Here is a 20,029-nt window from a genome sequence, read left to right as displayed (position 1 = left end):
GATACCAATATATCATATTTTCCCGCTTTTTCGCAACTTACACCCCAAAATCAAAGAACGAAAGTTGGTTCTCGTCAGGCAGGCCTTCGAGACATTTCATCGTATCGAGCGTCTCGATAATCGTCTTCGACAATTTCGCCCGTTTCCGGAGATCCTCTTTTGACAAGAACTGACCTTCGGCACGCGCCTCGACAATCGCTTTCGCCGCGTTCGTCCCGAGTCCATCGACAGCGTTGAACGGTGGAATGAGCGTGTTGCCTTCAATCAAGAACTCGGTCGCATTCGAACGGTAAAGATCGATGTTTTGGAATTTCATGCCGCGTTCGAGCATCTCAAGCGCGAGTTCGAGCACGGTGTGAAGCCCTTTATCTTTCGCCGTGGCGTCGAAGCCTTTCTCCCGGATATCAGACATCGCCTTGCGGACGGCCTGAGACCCTTTGATCATCGCCGACAAATCAAAATCGCCGGCGCGGACCGTAAAGTATGTCGCGTAATACAGGATCGGGTGGTGCACTTTGAAGTAAGCGATCCGTACGGCCATGAGCACGTACGCGGTCGCGTGTGCTTTCGGGAACATGTATTTGATCTTCTTACAAGAAGAGATGTACCATTCCGGGACGCTGTTCTCCCGCATCTCTGACTCCATGTCGTCAGACAAACCTTTCCCTTTACGGACCGACTCCATGATCTTAAAGGCGAACGATGGCTCCAGTCCGGCGTAGATCAAGTAGACCATAATGTCGTCACGACACCCGATGACGTCTTTCAGTTCACACGTCCCGTTATAGATCAACTCGTTCGCATTCCCGATCCAAACGTCCGTCCCGTGAGACAGACCTGAAATTTGGACGAGCTCTGAGAACGTGGACGGTTTCGTCTCTTCAAGCATTTGGCGGACGAACTTCGTCCCAAACTCAGGAATACCGAGCGTCCCTGTTTTTGACTCGATTTGCTCCGGTGTGACACCGAGCACTTCCGGTGACGAAAAGATTTTCATGACGGTCGGATCATCCGTCGGGATCGTCAACGGGTCGATGCCTGATAAGTCTTGGAGCATCCGGATGACGGTCGGGTCATCGTGTCCGAGAATATCGAGCTTGAGCAAGTTGTCGTGAATCGAATGGAAGTCGAAGTGTGTCGTCTTCCATTCAGACGTTCGGTCGTCGGCCGGATACTGGATCGGCGAGATTTCGGCGATGTCCATATAGTCCGGGACGACGATAATCCCGCCTGGATGCTGCCCGGTCGTCCGCTTGACACCGGTGACACCCGAGACGAGACGATCGACTTCGGCGTTCCGGTAAATCTTATCGTTTTCGGTCGCATAGCCTTTCACATATCCGTACGCCGTCTTGTCGGCAATCGTCCCGATCGTCCCGGCACGATAGACGTACTCTTCTCCGAACAACACTTTCGTGTACGCGTGAGCGTGAGGCTGGTACTCACCTGAGAAGTTCAAATCGATATCCGGTACTTTGTCCCCTTTAAAGCCAAGGAACGTCTCGAACGGGATATCGTGTCCATCTTTCGTATACCACGTCCCACACTCCGGACATTGCTTGTCCGGAAGATCGTAACCGGAACCGATCGACCCGTCATTAAAGAAGTGAGAGTGTTGACACTTCGGACAGACATAATGCGGTGGTAGTGGATTGACCTCGGTGATCTCGGTCATCGTCGCGACGAGACTCGACCCGACCGATCCTCGTGAACCGACGAGGTAACCGTCGTCGAGTGACTTCTTGACGAGTTTATGTGAGATCAAATAAATAACGGCGAAGCCGTGGCCGATGATTGATTTCAGTTCCTTCTCGAGCCGGGCCTCGACGATCTCCGGAAGCTCGTCCCCGTAAATCGAGCGGGCCATGTCATAACTCATATTACGGACCTCGTCATCCGCCCCTTCGATTTTCGGCGTATACAGTTCATCCGGAATAATTTGAATCGCTTCAATCTGGTCGGCGATCGCGTTCGGATTCGTGATGACGATCTCCCGTGCGAGCTCGTCACCTAAAAATTTAAACTCTTCCATCATTTCTTTCGTCGTCCGGAAATGGGCATGGGGCAACTCTTTTCTCGTGTTAATGAAGTTGGCCCCGCCTTGCGTCCGAATCAGGATTTCGCGATACGACCGATCCGTCTGGTCCAAGTAATGGACGTTCCCGGTCGCACAGACCGGAAGTCCGGCTTGACCTGCTACGCGAATGATCCGTTTGATGATGTCACGAAGTTCAAGCTCGTTCGTGACGATCTCTTTATCGATCAGATGCATATAAAGTGCCGGCGGATGAATCTCGATGAAGTCATAAAATGCCATCATCTTCTCGAGCTCTTCGTCCGACTTGTTCAAGGCGGCGTCAAAGATCTCGCCGTTGTCGCACGCCGAGCCGATGAGCAGCCCTTCTCGGCGCTTCTCGATCTCTGAGCGCGGCATCCGAGCCATCCGGAACAAATAGTCGATGTGCGACAACGAGATCAACTCATACAAGTGGCGCAATCCTGGTTTTTTCGTCTTCGCGTAAACCGTCGCATGAAACGGACGGATCTTCGAGACGTCACTGCCGACTTTCGCGTTCAGTGACCGATGCGTCTGCATCTCGAACATCTGTTTCGCCAAATCGAGCAACTTCATGAGCAGGTACGCCGTCGCCTCGGCATCATAGATGGCCCGGTGATGCTGCGTCAATTCGATATCAAACCGTTTGGCGAGCGTGTTGAGACGGTGGTTTTTGAGCGTCGGTAAAATTGTCCGGGCCAGTTCAAGCGTATCGATGACCGGATAATCGTCCGGCTCATGTCCTCCGCTTCGGAGCGTCGCCTCGAGAAAGCCCATATCGAACGAGGCGTTATGAGCGACGAGAATCCCGTCCCCGCACCAGTCGACGAACTGTTTCGCGATCACTTCCGGGTCGGGCTGTCCGTGGACCATGTCATCCGTGATCCCGGTCAGTTCAATCGTCGTCGCCGAAAGTTGATGTTTCGGGTCGGCGAACGCTTCGAACCGGTCGATGATCTCACCGTCTTTAATCTTGACGCCGGCGAGTTCGATGATTTTGTTGTAGACGGCCGACAGACCGGTCGTCTCGACGTCGAACACGACGTACGTCGCCTCGTCGAGCGAGACGTCGGTCGGATGATACGCGACAGGCACGCCGTCATTGACGACGTTCGCCTCGACACCGTACAAGATTTTAATGTCGTTCTTTTTCCCGGCATAATACGCTTCCGGGAACGACTGCACACCGGCATGGTCGGTGATGGCGATGGCGCGATGACCCCACTTGGCGGCCCGGGCGACGAGCGCCGACACGTTCGTGACCGCATCCATCTGGCTCATCTGCGTATGGGCGTGCAGTTCGACGCGCTTCTCCCCGGCCCATTCGTCCCGCTTCGGTTCGACTTTCACTTCTTGGAGCTGCGACGCCATCATGCACAGTTCGCGCATGAAGCTATCGTCTTCGACCCGTCCGGCCGCTTGGATCCACATGCCTTTTTTGACGGCACTGAGCATACGGTCGTCATCATCGTCACGTGCGAACACTTTGACGATGAGCGAATCGGTATAATCGGTCATCTTGATCGTGAATAGCTTCTTCCCGCTCTTCAACTCTTTCCGTTCGGCTGAAAACACGAGTCCACGGATGGCGACACGGCGTTCTTCTTCGATAATCGTCTTGATCGGGACGATCTCGTCTTTGATCAAGGCGCCCATCCGCACTTCCGTGATCGGCTCATCGTTCGTCTCGGTCGCTTTGGCGAACTGGGCCGCGAGTGCGAGTTTCGCCTGTTCGATATCTTCTTGGACGACTTGTTCACGCAACGCCTGATTCGCTTCCGCGTCTTCTGAGAAACTGGCTTGGCACGGCTTTTTCATAAACCCGTAAGCACTGTAGAGCGCTTGAACTTCTTGGCACAGCTCTTTATCGACATAGCTCGCCTCAGGTGCGGAGCGGACGGGAATGAGCAACTTGTTTTGCTCGAAGCGCGGTTTGACAGTTGCGAAATAGCTTCGCATCGCCCCCGACACTTGACTGAGCTCACTGACGATGCGCGGCCAGTAGTCGATATAATCCTGCTCGCTTCCACCTGTCTCTGTCGTAAAACGAGCATACACTTCATCGGCAAACGTCGCGTACCGATTCTCGACCCGACTCATGAACAATTGATAAACCTCATATGGCAACACTTGGCGCATCTTAAAGTAAAACGTCCACGTCCGTCGCTGTTTATTGACGACAAGACGCGATAGTTCCGCTCCGTCGAACTGATCACTCTCTGTCGTGATCCCGAGATCCGTCAACAGTAATTGCATCTTTTGATTTGCTTCCACGGGTAAGTCGTCCCCCCCTTTTATATGACAATGTCGAAAAATGAAGGTGACGGCAAGAAACCGTCACCTTCATCGATCAATGCGTCTCGTTGAGTTGCGCGACAATCACTTGCGGCAACTCCTCTACCGTCGTTTCAATCACTTCGCCCGTCGCACGGACTTTCACTTCGACGATGCCTTCGCCGGCTTTCTTCCCGACGTTGATACGAATCGGCAAGCCGATCAAGTCAGCATCGGCAAATTTAACGCCGGCCCGTTCTTTGCGGTCGTCGTACAATACATCATACTTCGATGATAGTTCACCGTAAAGTCGATTCGAAAGTTCGAGTTGCGTCTCGTCTTTCGCGTTGATCGCGATCAAGTGCAGATCAAACGGTGCGACACTCTTCGGCCAAACGATACCGCGGTCGTCGTGATGCTGTTCGACGATTGCCGAAAGCGTCCGCGAGACACCGATGCCGTAACAACCCATGATGAGTGGTTCCGCCCGGCCTTCTTCGTTCAAGAACGTCGCGCCCATCGCCTCTGAGTAGCGCGTACCGAGTTTGAACACTTGACCGACCTCGATCCCACGTGCGAACCGGACTGGACCAGATTCGTCCGGTGCCAAGTCGCCTTCGACGACGAAGCGGAGGTCGTGATACGTCAAGTGCGACAAGTCGCGTTCTGCATTGACGTGCATGAAGTGCGTGTTCGCAACGTTGGCGCCACATACCGCATCGACTAAATATTTAACGGCGTAATCGGCGACGACTTTGACCGGTGCGTTGATCGGTCCGAGCGTCCCTGGTTCACAGCCGAACAATTCAATAATCTTCGACTCGTCTTCCATTTGGATATCGAGTCCGCCGAGGGCGTTCTTCACTTTGACATCGTTCGCTTCGTGATCGCCGCGAACGATCGCCATGACCGTCTCGCCGTCGACGTTGAACAACACCGACTTGATCGTCGTGTTCGTCTCCACGCCCAAGAATCGCGCCACGTCTTCGATCGTCTTATGATCTTTCGTATCGACTTGCTCGAGCTCGAGCACAACACCCGCTTGCATGTCGTAACGGTCAAGCGTTTCCGCCATCTCGATGTTCGCCGCGTATGACGACGAGTCCGTGTAGACGATCGTATCCTCACCGATTTCGGCGAGCGCCTGGAATTCGTGCGTGTCTTTCCCGCCAATCGCGCCTGAATCGGCCACGACCGGACGATACTTCAAACCGGTGCGGTCAAAGATGCGCGAATAAGCGTTGTACATATTGTCGTACTCTTCGTCCAAATCAGCCTGTGTGGCGTGGAACGAGTAGGCATCTTTCATCAAAAACTCACGTCCGCGTAATAATCCGAACCGCGGACGACGCTCATCGCGATACTTCGTCTGAATCTGGTACAAGTTGACCGGTAACTTCTTATACGAGTTCAACTCGTCACGGACGATCGACGTGATCAACTCTTCGTGGGTCGCTCCAAGTGCGAAACGGCGGTCATGACGGTCCGTCAAACGCATCAGTTCAGGTCCGTAGATGTCCCAACGTCCCGTCTCTTCCCATAGCTCCGCTGGTTGGATCGCCGGCATGAGCAGTTCTTGCGCCCCGGCCCGGTTCATCTCTTCACGGATGATCGTTTGAATATTTTGTAACACACGATGACCGAGTGGTAAATAAGAGTAGATCCCCGCTGCATTTTGTCGAATAAATCCACCGCGCACGAGAAGTTGATGGCTGACAGCTTCAGCGTCAGCAGGAACCTCTCTCAAAGTAGGCATAAGCAATCTCGATTGTTTCATAAATATCAACGTTTCCCTTCTCTAACACAGTCTATTTAAAAAATGATTGGATATCGTTCCAAGTGACGATGAGCATGAGCAGCATAAGCAGGGCAAATCCGATAAAGTGGACGAACCCTTCTTTTTTTGGATCGATCGGTCGACCACGCACTGCCTCGAACAACAAGAAGATGAGTCGTCCCCCGTCAAGCGCCGGAAGTGGCAACAAGTTGAAGATCGCCAAGTTGACGGATAACAGTGCCGTCCAGTTGAGCAACATGACGAAACCGCTCGCCGCCACTTCGTCGGTCATGCGGACAATCCCGACCGGACCTGCGAGTTGATCGACTCCGACTTGGCCGGTCACTAAATCACCGACCGCAGAGAAAATCAATGTCGACATCGTCCACGTCGTCTCAGCTCCTGTTGTGAACGCTTTTGTCGGTGATCGCTCGAGCGCATTTGTCACGCCAAGGATACCGACCGTCTCGCCATTTTGTTCGACTGCTTGAGGTGTGAGCGTTACCGTTTGTTCCTCACCCGCCCGAATATAGGTCACCTCGGTCGGTGTATCGGCACGATCGGCCAAGACCGTTCGAAGATCGAGCCAGTTATCAATCGTCTCACCCTCGATCGAGACGATTTCGTCTCCGGTGACGAGCCCGGCTTGATCAGCCGCCGAATCCGGTTGTACTGTCCCGATTTGTCCGTCGTCTGTCGGTGTGCCTTGCACGAGACCGACAATAACGAGCAAGACGAAGGCAAGGACGAAGTTCATGGCCGGACCGGCTGCGATCGCGAGCACCCGTTTCCAAACTGATTGCGCTCCGAACGTGCGGTCGTACGGTGCGATTTGAATCTCCATACCTTGATCGACGAGAAGCGTATCGCGCTCGAGTGTGTACACCCGCACTTCTTCGTCGACGAGCAATTGAATCTTCAATTCACGGATCGAATCGAACTTGTCGACCGTTCCGACGACGTGTACATCCGTCGCTTGGTCCGGTTGGAAATAGACGCGGTCGACTGTGCCCGCGCTCGTTAACCGGAGCCCGACTTGTTGACCGGCCTTCACTTCGATCGGCTCGAAATCCTCACCCGCCATCTTGACGTAACCACCGATCGGCAATAAGCGAATTGTATAGAGCGTCTCATTCTTTCTGAACGAAAAGATTTTCGGTCCAAACCCGATTGCAAATTCGTGACAGAGAATCCCTGCCCGTTTCGCCATGACGAGGTGTCCCCATTCATGAACTGAAATGAGCACCCCAAACATCAAAACGATGGCGATAAAAGTTTGCATGATCTATTCCCCACCTTCACTTTCGTTGCTGAATTTGTTCACGAACCGATTGATCGACTTGAAGGATCTGCTCAAGCGTCGGTTCTACAATGACTGTATGTGCATCCATCGCTTGCGCGACGATCGATTCAATCTCGACGAACGCAATCTTTCCGTTCAAGAACAAATCGACAGCCGTTTCGTTAGCCGCATTCAACACTGTCGGCATTGAACCTCCTTGACGACCTGCTTCATACGCTAGTCGAAGAGCCGGATAGCGATCGAAATCGGCTTCCGCAAAATGGAGCGTCCCGATTTCTCTCAAGTTTAACCGCTTGTTCCCTTCGATTTCAAGCCGTTTCGGGGTAGAGAGCGCATAGAGGATCGGTCCCCGCATATCGGGGTTTCCGAGTTGCGCCATGACTGCGGCGTCTTTAAACTCGACCATCGAGTGAATGATCGACTCCCGATGGAGCACCACTTCAATATCATTATAATCGATATCGAACAACCAGTGCGCTTCGATGACTTCGAGCCCTTTGTTGAACATCGTCGCCGAATCGATCGTGATTTTTGCACCCATCGACCAGTTCGGATGATTGAGCGCTTCTTCGACGGTCACGTTCGCTAATTCAGCGCGTGTCCGATCGCGGAAACTTCCGCCTGAGGCCGTCAAAATGATTTTTGAAACGTCCTCACGACGCTCTCCGTTCAGGCATTGGTAGATGGCCGAGTGTTCACTGTCGACCGGAAGCAAACTGACGCCGTGCTCTTTGACGGCGGCCATGACGAGATGTCCGGCTGTGACGAGCGTTTCTTTGTTCGCCAAGGCGATATCTTTACCGGCTTTAATGGCGGCAAGCGTCGGCTCTAAGCCGACTGCCCCGACGACGGCCGTCACGACCACATTGGCCCGCTCAGCGGTCGCACATTCGATCAACCCTTCGAGTCCGATAAAAAAGAGTGGTTCGTATGTAAGGCGTGGCTTGAGCTGTTCGAGTACCTCGATCGTTTTGGCTGATACGTATTTCGGGCGAAGGCGGTTGATCCATTCCTCGGCTACCTCGACGTTCGTTCCGAACGCGTACGCCTCAAGTTCAAACAAGTCGGGGTGCTGCTCGATCACATCGCACGTCTGTACGCCGATCGAACCAGTCGCCCCGATTAAGCTGATTCGCTTCATCTTGACACTCCTTTTACAACAAATTGAAAATCCAAATGACGGTGAATACCGCGATCATACTATCAAATCGGTCTAAAATGCCACCATGTCCCGGTAATAGATGTCCAGAATCTTTTACGCCAAACTGACGTTTGTACGCTGATTGTACCAAATCACCGAGCTGGCCGACGACAGAAACGACAACCGCTAAGACGAGCACTTCGACGAGCGGTAGGACCGGTTCAATCAAGACATAGACGACACCGACGACGACAGCTGAAACAATACCGCCGACAGCTCCTTCGATCGTCTTGTTCGGACTGATCGAGGGCCATAGTTTCGTCTTGCCGATCGCTTTCCCCGTGAAATACGCACCCGAATCGGTCGCCCAAATGATAAATAAGACGAGCAATACTTTCGCCAGCCCGTCTTCAGACAGACGGACGAGGGCAAAGCTTGAAAACCCGATGACGAGATAAACAGCCGAGACGAAATAAAAACTCGCATCTTCATATGTGAAACGGTTTTTCGTGACGACCGTCCAAAAGAGAAGCAGCATTAACCCGAGCACCATCCATTGACTCGTCGAAATCGGAAGTTCACTCGTCAACAACTGCCGTTCTAAGAGCATCATGACGAACGGGAACGCTACGAGCAACGATGTCACGAGGAACGGGAACGCTGTCAGCTTATGCTCACGCATCATCGTAAACTCGCTCAAACCGATCAAAGCGAGCACGCCCATCAAGATGACGAACGGGCTGCCGCCAAGGGCGATCAAGCTGACAAAGATGGCGCCGGCCCAAAGTCCGGTAATAATTCGTGTTTTCATATTACACTCCACCAAACCGACGCGTACGTGTATTGTACGCTTCGATTGCTTCGACGAAGTGCTCACGTTTGAACTCGGGCCACAATACGTCTGTGAAGTGGAGTTCGGCATACGCCCCTTGCCAGAGCAGGAAGTTCGATAACCGTTGTTCACCGCTCGTCCGAATGATCAAATCGACATCTTGCATATTCGTCATGAGCCGCTCTCCGATCATCGACTCGTCGATCTCATCTGGATTGATGTGTCCGGCCGACACGTCGCGCGCAATGTCACGCATCGCTTGGATGAGTTCGTCACGGCCGCCATAGTTCAACGCGAAGACGAGGTCTAACCCCGTGTTTGTCGCGGTACGCGTCCGCGCTTCCTCGACCGCCTCGCGTGTTCCGCGCGGCAGTTTCGACACGTCACCGGCAACGAGCACTCTGACGTTTTGTTCGTCGAGTTCTTTTAAGTCGGTCTCTAAAAATTGCTTCGGCAACTTCATCAAAAAATTGACTTCTTCTTCTGGACGCGTCCAGTTTTCGGTCGAGAACGCGTAAAGCGTCAGCGACTTGATGCCGAGCTCTTGAGCCGTCCGGACTGATTCACGGACCGATTTCATCCCTTCCCGGTGACCCATGATGCGCGGGAGCCCGCGTTTCTTCGCCCAACGGCCGTTTCCGTCCATGATGATGGCGACATGTTCGGGGATGCTCAATTCCGCCTCAGTCTTCGTTTTAGGATTCACCCATTTAAACATAGTCTATCCTCCTGATTGTATGAAAGAGGGACCCTTTCAGTAAAAGGGTCCCCACACAGCTTTTTGGTATACCACTTCCGTGATTATACTTCCATGATCTCTTTTTCTTTGACCGCTGCAGACTCATCAATCTTTTTGATGTAAGAATCCGTTAACGTTTGAACGTCGTCCGCGTAACCACGGAGGTCGTCTTCTGTCAAATCTCCATCTTTTTCAAGCTTCTTCAAGTTCTCGTTCGCGTCACGACGAACGTTACGAACCGCAACTTTCGCTTCTTCCGCATACTTCTTCGTGATTTTAACGAGTTCTTTCCGGCGCTCTTCCGTCAAGGCAGGGATTGCTAAACGGATGACTGTCCCGTCCGAAGATGGCGACAGACCGAGATCCGCTCTTTGAATCGCTTTCTCGACTTCCGTTACGAGCGACTTGTCCCAAGGTTGGATCAACAAAAGACGAGCTTCTGGCGTGTTGATGTTCGCTACTTGGTTGAGCGGTGTTGGCACACCGTAGTAGTCGACTTGGACCGGGTCCAAAATCGATGCACTGGCGCGTCCGGTGCGGAGCGTCCCAAAATCACGTTTTAATGATGTATGGGCTTTAACCATCTTTTCTTCAGCCGTTTTCATAACTTCGTTTGCACTCATGAATTGATTCCTCCCACTACCGTCCCGATATGTTCCCCGAGAACGACACGTTTGATATTTCCTTCTTCAAGCAATGAGAATACAATCAGCGGAATATGGTTGTCCATGCATAGTGACGTCGCTGTCGAGTCCATGACTTGGAGACCGTCTTTTAAAACGTCCAAGTATGTGAGTGACTCGTATTTGACCGCATCCGGGACAAGTTTCGGGTCTGCCGAGTAGACGCCGTCGACGTTGTTTTTCCCCATTAAGATGACATCAGCTTCGATCTCGGCTGCCCGGAGCGCTGCTGTCGTATCTGTCGAGAAGTATGGGTTACCCGTCCCTGCTGCAAAGATGACGACCCGGCCTTTTTCAAGGTGGCGCATCGCCCGGCGGCGGATATACGGTTCAGCAACTTGACGCATTTCGATTGATGTTTGGACGCGGGTTTGGACACCGTGTGTTTCGAGGCTGTCTTGAAGTGCAAGCGAGTTAAGTACAGTTGCGAGCATGCCCATGTAATCGGCATTGGCCCGGTCCATACCGAGTTCGCTTCCCGTCTTTCCGCGCCAGATGTTTCCGGCACCTACGACGACCGCTACTTCGACGCCCATGGCGACTAACTCTTTAATCTGTCCAGAAATCGAGTTGACGATTGCCGGATCGATTCCGTATCCTTGATCTCCTGCGAGCGCTTCTCCACTCAATTTTAACACAATTCTCTTATATTTCGGTTCCATACTTTGCCTCCTCATGCTTGAAAAAAGGGAACACGCTCCCTTAACGAACTAACTCAAGGTTATACAGACGTGTTCCCAATTTTAATTGCATCATCATATATGACGCAGATTATTTTTTAAGTTGGTTCATTACTTCTTCAGCAAAGTTTTCTTCGCGTTTTTCCATACCTTCTCCAACTTCGAAACGTACGAACGAGTTGATACGGCCGCCTTTAGACTCTACGTATTTTCCAACTTTGAAGTCAGCGTCTTTGACGAACGTTTGGTCGACGAGGCAGATTTCTTCGAAGTACTTGTTCATGCGTCCCGCGATCATCTTCTCGACGATGTTAGCAGGTTTGCCTTCGTTGATCGCTTGTTCAGTCAAGACTTTCTTCTCGCGCTCTGCTTCTTCAGCCGAAACTTCGTCACGTGTCGCGTAAAGTGGGTTAGCTGCTGCTACGTGCATCGCTACGTCTTTCGCTACTGACTCATCTGTCGTGCCGTCGATGACGACGACCGAACCGATGCGTCCGCCCATGTGAAGGTAAGTGCCGAATACAGCGTCGTCCGCTTTTTCAAGAACAGCGATGCGACGGAGCGAGATTTTCTCTCCGATTGTCGATGCTTCTTCTTGAATGTGTGTTTCGAGTGTTTTACCAGCCACGAATTCAGAAGCGTGAGCTGCTTCGACTGTCGTCGCGCCTGAAGCGAGAACTGCTTTCGCCACGTCGCTGACGAGTGTTTGGAACTTCTCGTTTTTAGAAACGAAGTCCGTCTCTGAGTTGACTTCGACGAGAGCAGCTTTGTTGCCTTCAACCGCTACTGCTGTCAAGCCTTCAGCTGCGATACGATCGCCTTTAGCTGCTGCTTTAGCAATCCCTTTTTCACGTAGGAAGTCGATTGCCGCTTGCATGTCACCGTCTGTTTCCACGAGTGCTTTTTTGCAATCGAGCATACCTGCTCCTGTTTTTTCACGAAGTTCTTTTACCATTGCTGCTGTAACTGCCATCGGAAATTCCTCCTTGTAAAACTTACATTTTTTTAAAATAAAAGCACTAGGCTTCGAATAGACTATGTCCTAAAAAAAGGTGATAAAAGGCTTTCCCTTTATCACCTGTTGTCTAACTGATTACTCAGCTTCTGTAGCTTCAGCTTCTGGAGCTACAGCTTCTTCAGCAACTTCTTCTTCGCCTTGCTTCGCTTCGATGATCGCATCAGCCATCTTAGAAGTGAGCAATTTAACCGCACGAATTGCATCGTCGTTCGCTGGGATAACGTAGTCGATTTCATCTGGGTCACAGTTTGTATCGACAATCGCAACGATTGGGATGTTCAATTTGTGAGCTTCTGCAATCGCGATCCGCTCTTTGCGTGGGTCAACGATGAAGAGAGCGTCAGGAACGCCTGGCATATCTTTGATTCCGCCGAGGAACTTCTCAAGACGTGTCATTTCTTTTTTCAAGATGATGACTTCTTTTTTAGGAAGTACTTCGAACGTGCCGTCAGCTTCCATTTTCTCAAGTTGCTTCAAGCGGTTAATACGCTTTTTGATTGTTGAGAAGTTTGTGAGTGTTCCACCCAACCAACGCTCATTGATGAAGTACATACCTGAACGGAGTGCTTCTTCTTTGATTGTATCTTGAGCTTGTTTTTTCGTACCTACGAAGAGGACGTTTCCGCCTTCTGCCGCGAGTTCACGAACGAAGTTGTAAGCTTCGTCTACTTTTTTAACCGTCTTTTGAAGGTCGATGATGTAGATTCCGTTACGCTCCGTGAAGATGTATTTCGCCATTTTTGGGTTCCAACGACGTGTCTGGTGACCGAAGTGTACACCAGCTTCGAGCAATTGCTTCATTGAGATTACTGCCATGATAAATTTCCTCCTTGTGGTTTAAAAAAGTCCTCCGCCTCGTTCATCGTTGTACTCCGACCTTTCGGCACCGAGGAATACCATCCCGAGACGTGTGTGATGTGTTTAACACCGAAAATTACTATAGCATAAGTCTTCAAATCCGGCAACTCTCACTTTTGTCGAAGTTTCGCATAAAGCGCCACTTCGCCTTCCCCTTTTCCGAGGAGACGTGCCGTGTCACGGACTGAATGACGGAGCAACACCTCTTCGACGCTCGGGTTAACCGCACCGTCTTCAGACGTTTCAGTTTCTATCTCGGCGATTTCAGTCGAGGTCGGTTTTGGCGATTCGGCCGCATCGTTTTTCACAACATCGCTCATCGATTCCATGAATGACAAGAGCAACGCCTCTGTCTCGCGTTTCTCGCTTTCGAGCCGATTGACGCGTTCGTTCAATGTTTGGATCTGCCGGAACCCGATCAACAGACCATAGGCAATCACGATCCCCGCGATCAGCAACACAAAAGTCATCCCTTCACCTCCTCACGATGTCTTTTCTTCTAGATACGAGCGGCCTAGTGCCTGTTTGAGTGTCTTTAACGCTTTCGAATGAATCTGTGAGATGCGGGAAGTCGATAATTCTAACACTTCCCCAATCTCCGTCAACGTCAACTCGTCAAAATAAAATAGCGAGACGACAAGACGTTCTTTTTCAGACAGTTGATCGATCTCGGTCGTCAGCACGTCGACTAACTCGCGTTGCAACAACGTGTCTTCCGGTTTTTCCGAATCGGGGTCAAAATACGTGACCGACATGACTTTCCCTTCTTCTTGGAGCGTCACCGCCTCGTCAATCGACAACATGTTCGCGAAATACCCTTCCGCCATCGCCTTTTCGATATCAGCGATCGGAAGCGCGCACGCGTCGGCCAATTCTTCTTTCGTCGGGGCACGGTGCAGCTTTTGCTCGAGTTGTTCGGCGACATGGTCAATCTTCTTCACGCGCTCCCGTACCGAGCGCGGCAGCCAATCGATTTTTCGAAGTCCGTCGATAATCGCGCCCCGAATCCGAAACGCCGCATACGTATCGAATTTATTATTATGTTCCGGATCATATTTCATGAGGGCATCGTACAATCCCATGTAACCCAAACTTTTCAATTCGTCGCGTTCGACGCTCTTTGGGAGCGTCACGATCATTCGTTGCACGTGATAATGGATCAGAAATTCATAATGTGATAATAATTCATTTGCCGTATCCATATCGCGGTCAGTATTCCAACGATCCCACAACTGGGTAAGCTGAGTCGTCATGTCGATCCCCCCCTTATAGTTCTTTTGTTCCGATACTCACTGTCCGAATCGATAAGACGCATGTTGCCACGTCAAATTCAATCGTTCGTCCGTTATGCCCACCACAATCCTCAGCGATTAGCGGGATGTGATGTGCTTTTAAAGCGATGCGGATTGCTTCGGCATTTCGTTCCCCGATGCGCATCGCCGCGTTCTCATATTTGAATTGAAACATTTGGGCCCCACCGGCCATCTTGGCTTGCAGACGTCCTGCCCCGGCCCGTTTGAGCGACTCGACGAGCGCGTCAATTGCCGTATCCGCATATTTCCCGACTTCGATCGTCTGGTGTTTCCTTGCGATCGCCGAATCTGGAAGCATGACGTGCGCCATCGCCGCCACTTGCAGCCGGGCATCATACAAGATGACACCGACGCATGAGCCGAGTCCCGCCGTGCGGAGCCGGTTCGGTGCTGTCGTTTGCTTCCACTCGGCAATCCCGATTTTAAGAACTTCAGCCATGGCCAAGCAACCTTCGTTGAATCCGATCTAGCGAGCCGTGCGTCGGTAAGAAGAGCACATGCCCGGCACTCACCTTCTCGTCAATCATGAACGTCGTGTCGATATAGAGCGCGGCATCTTCTTCCGGTTGAACGGACGTGACGACAAATTCGACGATCGATCCGGCCATATCAATCGCGGTCGCCGGCACTTGAATCATGATCGGCGTATTGAGCCAGTCGCCTAACGCTCGCGCGTAGGCCCCGCTCATAATGTTACCGATCTCTTCCCACGCCGATTGACCGAGCTCGTTGTTCGATTGGAACGTGAACGGTGAGCCGATCAGCGAAGCCACCATACTCTCCGCATCATCCACCGGGAACATGATCAGGATCATGCCACTGATCTCGCCTCCAAGCTCTAACAGGACAGAGGCCACATGGCGCTCCGGACCGCCGACGCGGTCCGGTAAATACGTGATCGGTTCCATTTCGGCAGACGATACCGTGATGTTGACCGGCTTGGCGAGCAGTGTCGAGAGCGCGGTCGCCGCATGACCAGACCCGATATTCCCGAGTTCTTTTAACAAATCTTGTTCAAATTCACTCAGCATGTTGGTCCTCGAACAACGCGTTCGCATCGAGAAGCGAGAACAGCTTGTCCTCACCTTTGGCGATCGCCGTCAAGTGTGCCGAGTGCATCTCGTGGCTCGAATCCGGAATCGGTTCGATCCGGACTTCATCGCTCTCGACGACTTCGTTGGCACGATCGACGATAAAACCAGCATCGCCTTGATTCAAAGAAGCGATCAAAATCCGTGTCTCGTCTGTCGGTGCGATTTCTTCATAACCGAGGCGAAGCCTGAGGTCGATGACCGGCGTGACCACACCACGGAGGTTGATGACGCCCTTCACGTGTGCTGGTGCGTTCGGCACCCGGGTGACAGGTTGTAACCGTTCAATCGAACGGACTGATTGGACATCGATTCCGTACGTGTTCGATGCGAGTGAAAACACTACCCATTTTTGTTCCATCTTTCTTCCTCCTTAAAAGAGATCGTTGCTGTCTACGATGAGAGCGACCCGTCCATCTCCGAGAATCGTTGCCCCCGAAATAGCCGGAATACCTTCGAGATACGTCCCGAGCGGCTTCATGACAATCTCTTGTTGACCAATCAAGTCGTTCACGACGACTCCGACGAGTTTATTTCCTTTACGCACGACGACGACCGGGAACTGTGATTTTGTTTCCGAATCGATTCCGAAAATTTCTTTTAAATAAACGAGCGGGACGAGTTGTCCGCGGAAATCGAAGACACGTTCACGATGGGCCGTCAGGATGTTGGCTTCATCGAGCAATGTCGTCTCGAGAATCGATGACAATGGGATGGCATACGTCTCATCGCCCGCTTGGACGAGCATCGCCGAGATGATTGATAACGTGAGCGGTAGGCTGACTTGGAACTTGGTCCCTTGTCCGACCACTGTCTCGAGCGTGACCACACCACCGAGTGACTCGATTTTATTTTTGACGACGTCGAGTCCGACGCCACGACCTGACAAGTCTGTGACAACGTCTGCCGTTGAGAAGCCCGGTGCAAAGATGAGCATCGCGAGCTCGTTGTCCGTCATCGCCGCCGCTTCTTCAGTCGTGATGACACCACGTTCGAGCGCTTTCGACCGGACTTTATCGACATTGATTCCCGCTCCATCATCTTCGATCTCGATGAAGACACGGTTACCGCCATGGTAAGCACGGAGGGCGAGTCGCCCTTGTTGCGGTTTGCCGGCTTGGACGCGTTTGTCAGGAAGCTCGATGCCATGATCGATCGCGTTGCGAATCAAGTGGACGAGCGGATCGCCGATCTCATCGATTACGGTCCGGTCGAGTTCCGTGTCAGCTCCTGAGATATCGAGTTGAACTTTTTTATGAATGTCTTTCGCGACCGAGCGGACCATCCGTGGGAACCGGTTGAACACTTGCTCGATTGGCATCATCCGTAACGTCAACACGAGTGATTGCAGTTCGTTCGTGCCCCGTTTGATTTTCTCGACCGTCTCGTTTAGTTCAGGCTGTCCAACCTCATCGGCAAGGCGTTCGAGTCGGCCGCGGTCGATGATGAATTCTTCAAACAAGTTCATGAGACGATCGATCCGTTCTAAATTGACACGAATCGTCTTCGCTTGAGCGACAGCTTGTTCTTTCGGTTCTTCTGCTTCTTGCGCTTTCGGTTTTATTTCTTGCACCGCTACCGTTTCTGCACTCACAGCAATTTCCGGCTCGCTCTCGCTCTCGCTCACGCCCGTAAATACCGAGACGTGGACTGTTTCAACTTCCGACACTTGCGAGACGGCGTGTTCGATGACTGCAGCCGTCTCTTGTGACAAGAACAAGACGTCAAACGACAAGTCGAACTGTTCTTGCTCAATCGCTTCCGTCTCCGGATGGGTCCGAACGACTTCACCGAGCTCTTGGAGACGATCAAACACCATATAAGCCCGGGCTGCTTTTAAGACGACGGCATCCGATAACTTCACATGGAGTTGGAACGCCTCAAAACCGGTCTGTTTCGCTTGTTCGATGACCGAATCCGCATACAAGTCGACAGTAAACACCGACGATTCTTCCGCCGCAGCGACCGTTTGTTCTTTACTCCCGATAAACGACTGGAATGCCGAAACCGTCGCTTTGACGTCGACGTTCGTGCCGGTTCCACCCGTCTCGATGTCGGCAATCATCGCTTCAATTTGTTCCATTGCGGTAAACATCGTATCAAGCAACAATTGGTTGCTCTCTTTTTTGCCTGACCGGACAAGGTCAAGGGCGCTCTCCATTTCGTGTGTCAAGTTGGCCACGCTTTCGTACCCCATCGTCGCCGACATCCCTTTGAGCGTATGGGCCGAACGGAAAATCTCTTGAACCGCTTCAGCGCTAGCCGTCTGCTCAAATTTCATCAACTGTGTGTTGACCGATTGGATATGCTCTTGCGACTCATCCAAAAACAACCCTAAGTATTCGTTCACGTCCATCTATATTGCCTCCCTGTCGTTAGACTCGCTTCCACTGTTGCCGCAAATTCCCAATCAACCGATCCATGAAGTGCCGTGGCTTCGGTGGTGTACCGGTAAGCGTTGTCAAAATACGCTCAAGCCGCCAGCTAATATCACTCTTTCGGTCAAATTGGTAAAACGGGACTTGGGCGATGACCGCTTTCCTTACAGAAGCGTCATCTGGTAAAAAACCAAGGAACCGAATCGGTTTATTCAAAAACTGTCGGCATGCGACTTCCATACGTTCGTAACACTGGAGCGCTTCTTCCCCCGACTGCGCCCGATTGACAATGACCCCGATCGGTAAATCCGGACTTTGACGATGCACGAGTTTCGTGTACGCGTAACCATCCATCAGCGATGTCGGTTCTGGGGTCAGGATGAGAAACATCTCGTCACATCCTTCAATGAATCGTAACGATGTGTCCGTTGCTCCTGCTCCCATGTCAAACAGTACGTAATCATAAGTCGTCAGCACTTCAAGTTCACGCATTAAAAACTGCATGTCTGCTTCTGAGAATTGAACTAATGTGTCAAGTCCACTTCCCCCATGTAATATATCGACACCGTGCACGTCTTTCTGAACCGAAGACGCAAGCGGAGTCCGAGTTTTCACAGAATCGACCATCGTTTTAGACTGCGCCGCATTCAAAAGAATGTGCACGTTCGCCATCCCGATGTCGAGATCGACGATCAAGACACGCTTTCCGAGTTCGACGAGCCCGATTGCGGTATTCACGCAGACGTTCGTCTTGCCGACGCCGCCTTTTCCGCTCGCGAACGCGATTGTCGTTGGCGCGACATCCGTCTTCGCTCTTAAACGCCTTGCTTGGTCCATCGTGTCCACCCTTCCTTCTCAAGCATCTTTTGCGTCAAGATGCCTGGGTCGCCGGCGACCATATCGTCCGGCACTTCCTGGCCGTCTGTCAGCCAAGCGACGGGGAGTCCGCTCTCGCGCACCATCCGATACATCGCGTGGATATCACTCGTCTCATCCGATTTCGTGAAGATGAGCGACCGGAGCGGCAATTTTTCAAACTGTCGGTAAATCAAATCCATGTCTTTCATCTTCGACGTCAGACTGAGCACGAGTGACAAGCTCGTCTCCGAGAAGTCGTGATGGTTATGAAACTGTTCGACGTACGCCTCATCGCGGAAATTGCGTCCGGCCGTATCGATCAAGACGATATCTTTTCTTGCAAACAGTTGTTTCGCCCGTTTAAAGTCGTCAAAGTCATAGGCGACCTCGACGGGGATATTTAAAATCTCGGCGTATGTCTTCAGCTGTTCGATCGCTGCGATCCGGTACGTGTCGGTCGTAATCAAACCGACCGACATCCCTTGGTCGAGCTTATAGTGAGCGGCAAGCTTCGCGAGCGTCGTCGTCTTGCCGACACCGGTCGGACCGACGAGCATGATGTAGCGCAACGCATCCGGGACTGGTAAAAAGGAACTGCGGATCTGGTCATAGACGTATTGCTCGACGACCTCTAGCGATTTAGTCGTATAGTACAGTTCGTTGATTCTCTCTTCCCACGATTCATTCGTGAACGACTCAGACGCTAAGAGCGACTCGATATGGGTCAGCCCCGCCGGCAAACGCCTCTTTTCAGGAACAGGCGTCACCAGTTGTGGAGTGGGTGTAGGTGCAGGAACCGGCTTCGCCTTTGCTTGTTTCGGCTGCAGTTTCGGCTCGGTTCGAGGCTTGACCGTTAGCGGCGCTTTCTCGAGTGCGGCAATCACTTCAACTTCTTGTGAAGCGAACAACCCAAACCATCCTTTCTTGACTTGGCGAGAATTTAAGATGACAGCCTCGTCGCCGAGCTCTTGTTTCACTTTCGCCATCACTTCGGACATCGTCTTGCCTGTATATTTTTTAATTTGCAT

At 51.9% G+C, this 20,029-nt stretch carries 18 protein-coding genes; all 18 read right to left on the bottom strand.

Going from position 1 to position 20,029, the window contains the following annotated elements:
* Positions 1-37: 37 nt before the first annotated feature.
* Positions 38-4,312, bottom strand: a complete 4,275-nt coding sequence (locus EVJ28_RS01275) for a PolC-type DNA polymerase III (protein WP_236634001.1) — start codon at positions 4,310-4,312, stop codon at positions 38-40.
* A gap of 94 nt (positions 4,313-4,406) precedes the next feature.
* Positions 4,407-6,107 carry a proline--tRNA ligase gene (locus EVJ28_RS01270; protein ID WP_131467763.1) on the bottom strand — a complete coding sequence of 567 codons (1,701 nt, stop codon included), beginning with the start codon at positions 6,105-6,107 and terminating at the stop codon, positions 4,407-4,409.
* A 31-nt stretch (positions 6,108-6,138) separates the two neighbouring features.
* Positions 6,139-7,389, bottom strand: coding sequence for an RIP metalloprotease RseP (gene rseP / locus EVJ28_RS01265; RefSeq protein ID WP_131456172.1), 1,251 nt, complete (start codon positions 7,387-7,389; stop codon positions 6,139-6,141).
* A gap of 16 nt (positions 7,390-7,405) precedes the next feature.
* Positions 7,406-8,551 carry a 1-deoxy-D-xylulose-5-phosphate reductoisomerase gene (dxr, locus tag EVJ28_RS01260; protein WP_131456174.1) on the bottom strand — a complete coding sequence of 382 codons (1,146 nt, stop codon included), beginning with the start codon at positions 8,549-8,551 and terminating at the stop codon, positions 7,406-7,408.
* Between the two features lie 13 nt (positions 8,552-8,564).
* The gene (locus EVJ28_RS01255) at positions 8,565-9,362 is read right to left on the bottom strand and encodes a phosphatidate cytidylyltransferase (RefSeq protein ID WP_070327472.1); all 798 of its coding nucleotides are present in this window, start codon (positions 9,360-9,362) and stop codon (positions 8,565-8,567) included.
* A 1-nt stretch (position 9,363) separates the two neighbouring features.
* Positions 9,364-10,101, bottom strand: coding sequence for an undecaprenyl pyrophosphate synthase (locus EVJ28_RS01250; protein ID WP_070327473.1), 738 nt, complete (start codon positions 10,099-10,101; stop codon positions 9,364-9,366).
* A gap of 83 nt (positions 10,102-10,184) precedes the next feature.
* On the bottom strand, positions 10,185-10,745 hold the full coding sequence (gene frr, locus EVJ28_RS01245; RefSeq protein WP_035385902.1) for a ribosome recycling factor: 561 nt from the start codon (positions 10,743-10,745) through the stop codon (positions 10,185-10,187).
* On the bottom strand, positions 10,742-11,467 hold the full coding sequence (gene pyrH / locus EVJ28_RS01240) for a UMP kinase (RefSeq protein ID WP_071399619.1): 726 nt from the start codon (positions 11,465-11,467) through the stop codon (positions 10,742-10,744). Before pyrH ends, frr begins: the two co-directional genes overlap by 4 nt.
* A 109-nt stretch (positions 11,468-11,576) precedes the next feature.
* On the bottom strand, positions 11,577-12,458 hold the full coding sequence (tsf, locus tag EVJ28_RS01235; RefSeq protein ID WP_131456176.1) for a translation elongation factor Ts: 882 nt from the start codon (positions 12,456-12,458) through the stop codon (positions 11,577-11,579).
* A 120-nt stretch (positions 12,459-12,578) separates the two neighbouring features.
* The gene (rpsB, locus tag EVJ28_RS01230) at positions 12,579-13,319 is read right to left on the bottom strand and encodes a 30S ribosomal protein S2 (protein WP_021067146.1); all 741 of its coding nucleotides are present in this window, start codon (positions 13,317-13,319) and stop codon (positions 12,579-12,581) included.
* A gap of 152 nt (positions 13,320-13,471) precedes the next feature.
* Positions 13,472-13,831, bottom strand: a complete 360-nt coding sequence (locus EVJ28_RS01225) for a hypothetical protein (protein ID WP_131487834.1) — start codon at positions 13,829-13,831, stop codon at positions 13,472-13,474.
* A gap of 12 nt (positions 13,832-13,843) precedes the next feature.
* On the bottom strand, positions 13,844-14,614 hold the full coding sequence (locus tag EVJ28_RS01220) for a FliA/WhiG family RNA polymerase sigma factor (RefSeq protein WP_131456180.1): 771 nt from the start codon (positions 14,612-14,614) through the stop codon (positions 13,844-13,846).
* 13 nt (positions 14,615-14,627) lie between these two features.
* Positions 14,628-15,113, bottom strand: coding sequence for a chemotaxis protein CheD (locus EVJ28_RS01215; RefSeq protein WP_131467767.1), 486 nt, complete (start codon positions 15,111-15,113; stop codon positions 14,628-14,630).
* Complete coding sequence (locus EVJ28_RS01210) at positions 15,106-15,705, bottom strand: chemotaxis protein CheC (protein ID WP_070327478.1); 600 nt, start codon at positions 15,703-15,705, stop codon at positions 15,106-15,108. Before EVJ28_RS01210 ends, EVJ28_RS01215 begins: the two co-directional genes overlap by 8 nt.
* The gene (locus EVJ28_RS01205) at positions 15,695-16,126 is read right to left on the bottom strand and encodes a chemotaxis protein CheW (RefSeq protein WP_070327479.1); all 432 of its coding nucleotides are present in this window, start codon (positions 16,124-16,126) and stop codon (positions 15,695-15,697) included. Before EVJ28_RS01205 ends, EVJ28_RS01210 begins: the two co-directional genes overlap by 11 nt.
* A gap of 12 nt (positions 16,127-16,138) precedes the next feature.
* Complete coding sequence (locus EVJ28_RS01200) at positions 16,139-18,121, bottom strand: chemotaxis protein CheA (RefSeq protein WP_131456183.1); 1,983 nt, start codon at positions 18,119-18,121, stop codon at positions 16,139-16,141.
* Between the two features lie 19 nt (positions 18,122-18,140).
* Complete coding sequence (locus tag EVJ28_RS01195) at positions 18,141-18,980, bottom strand: MinD/ParA family protein (protein WP_070327481.1); 840 nt, start codon at positions 18,978-18,980, stop codon at positions 18,141-18,143.
* Positions 18,959-20,029 carry a flagellar biosynthesis protein FlhF gene (locus EVJ28_RS01190; RefSeq protein WP_131487832.1) on the bottom strand — a complete coding sequence of 357 codons (1,071 nt, stop codon included), beginning with the start codon at positions 20,027-20,029 and terminating at the stop codon, positions 18,959-18,961. Before EVJ28_RS01190 ends, EVJ28_RS01195 begins: the two co-directional genes overlap by 22 nt.

This window comes from Exiguobacterium sp. SH3S3 (genome assembly GCF_004337115.1).
Lineage (GTDB): Bacteria > Bacillota > Bacilli > Exiguobacteriales > Exiguobacteriaceae > Exiguobacterium > Exiguobacterium aurantiacum_A.
Note: the sequence above shows the minus strand (reverse complement) of the source record. Positions and strands in the feature narration are given on the sequence as shown.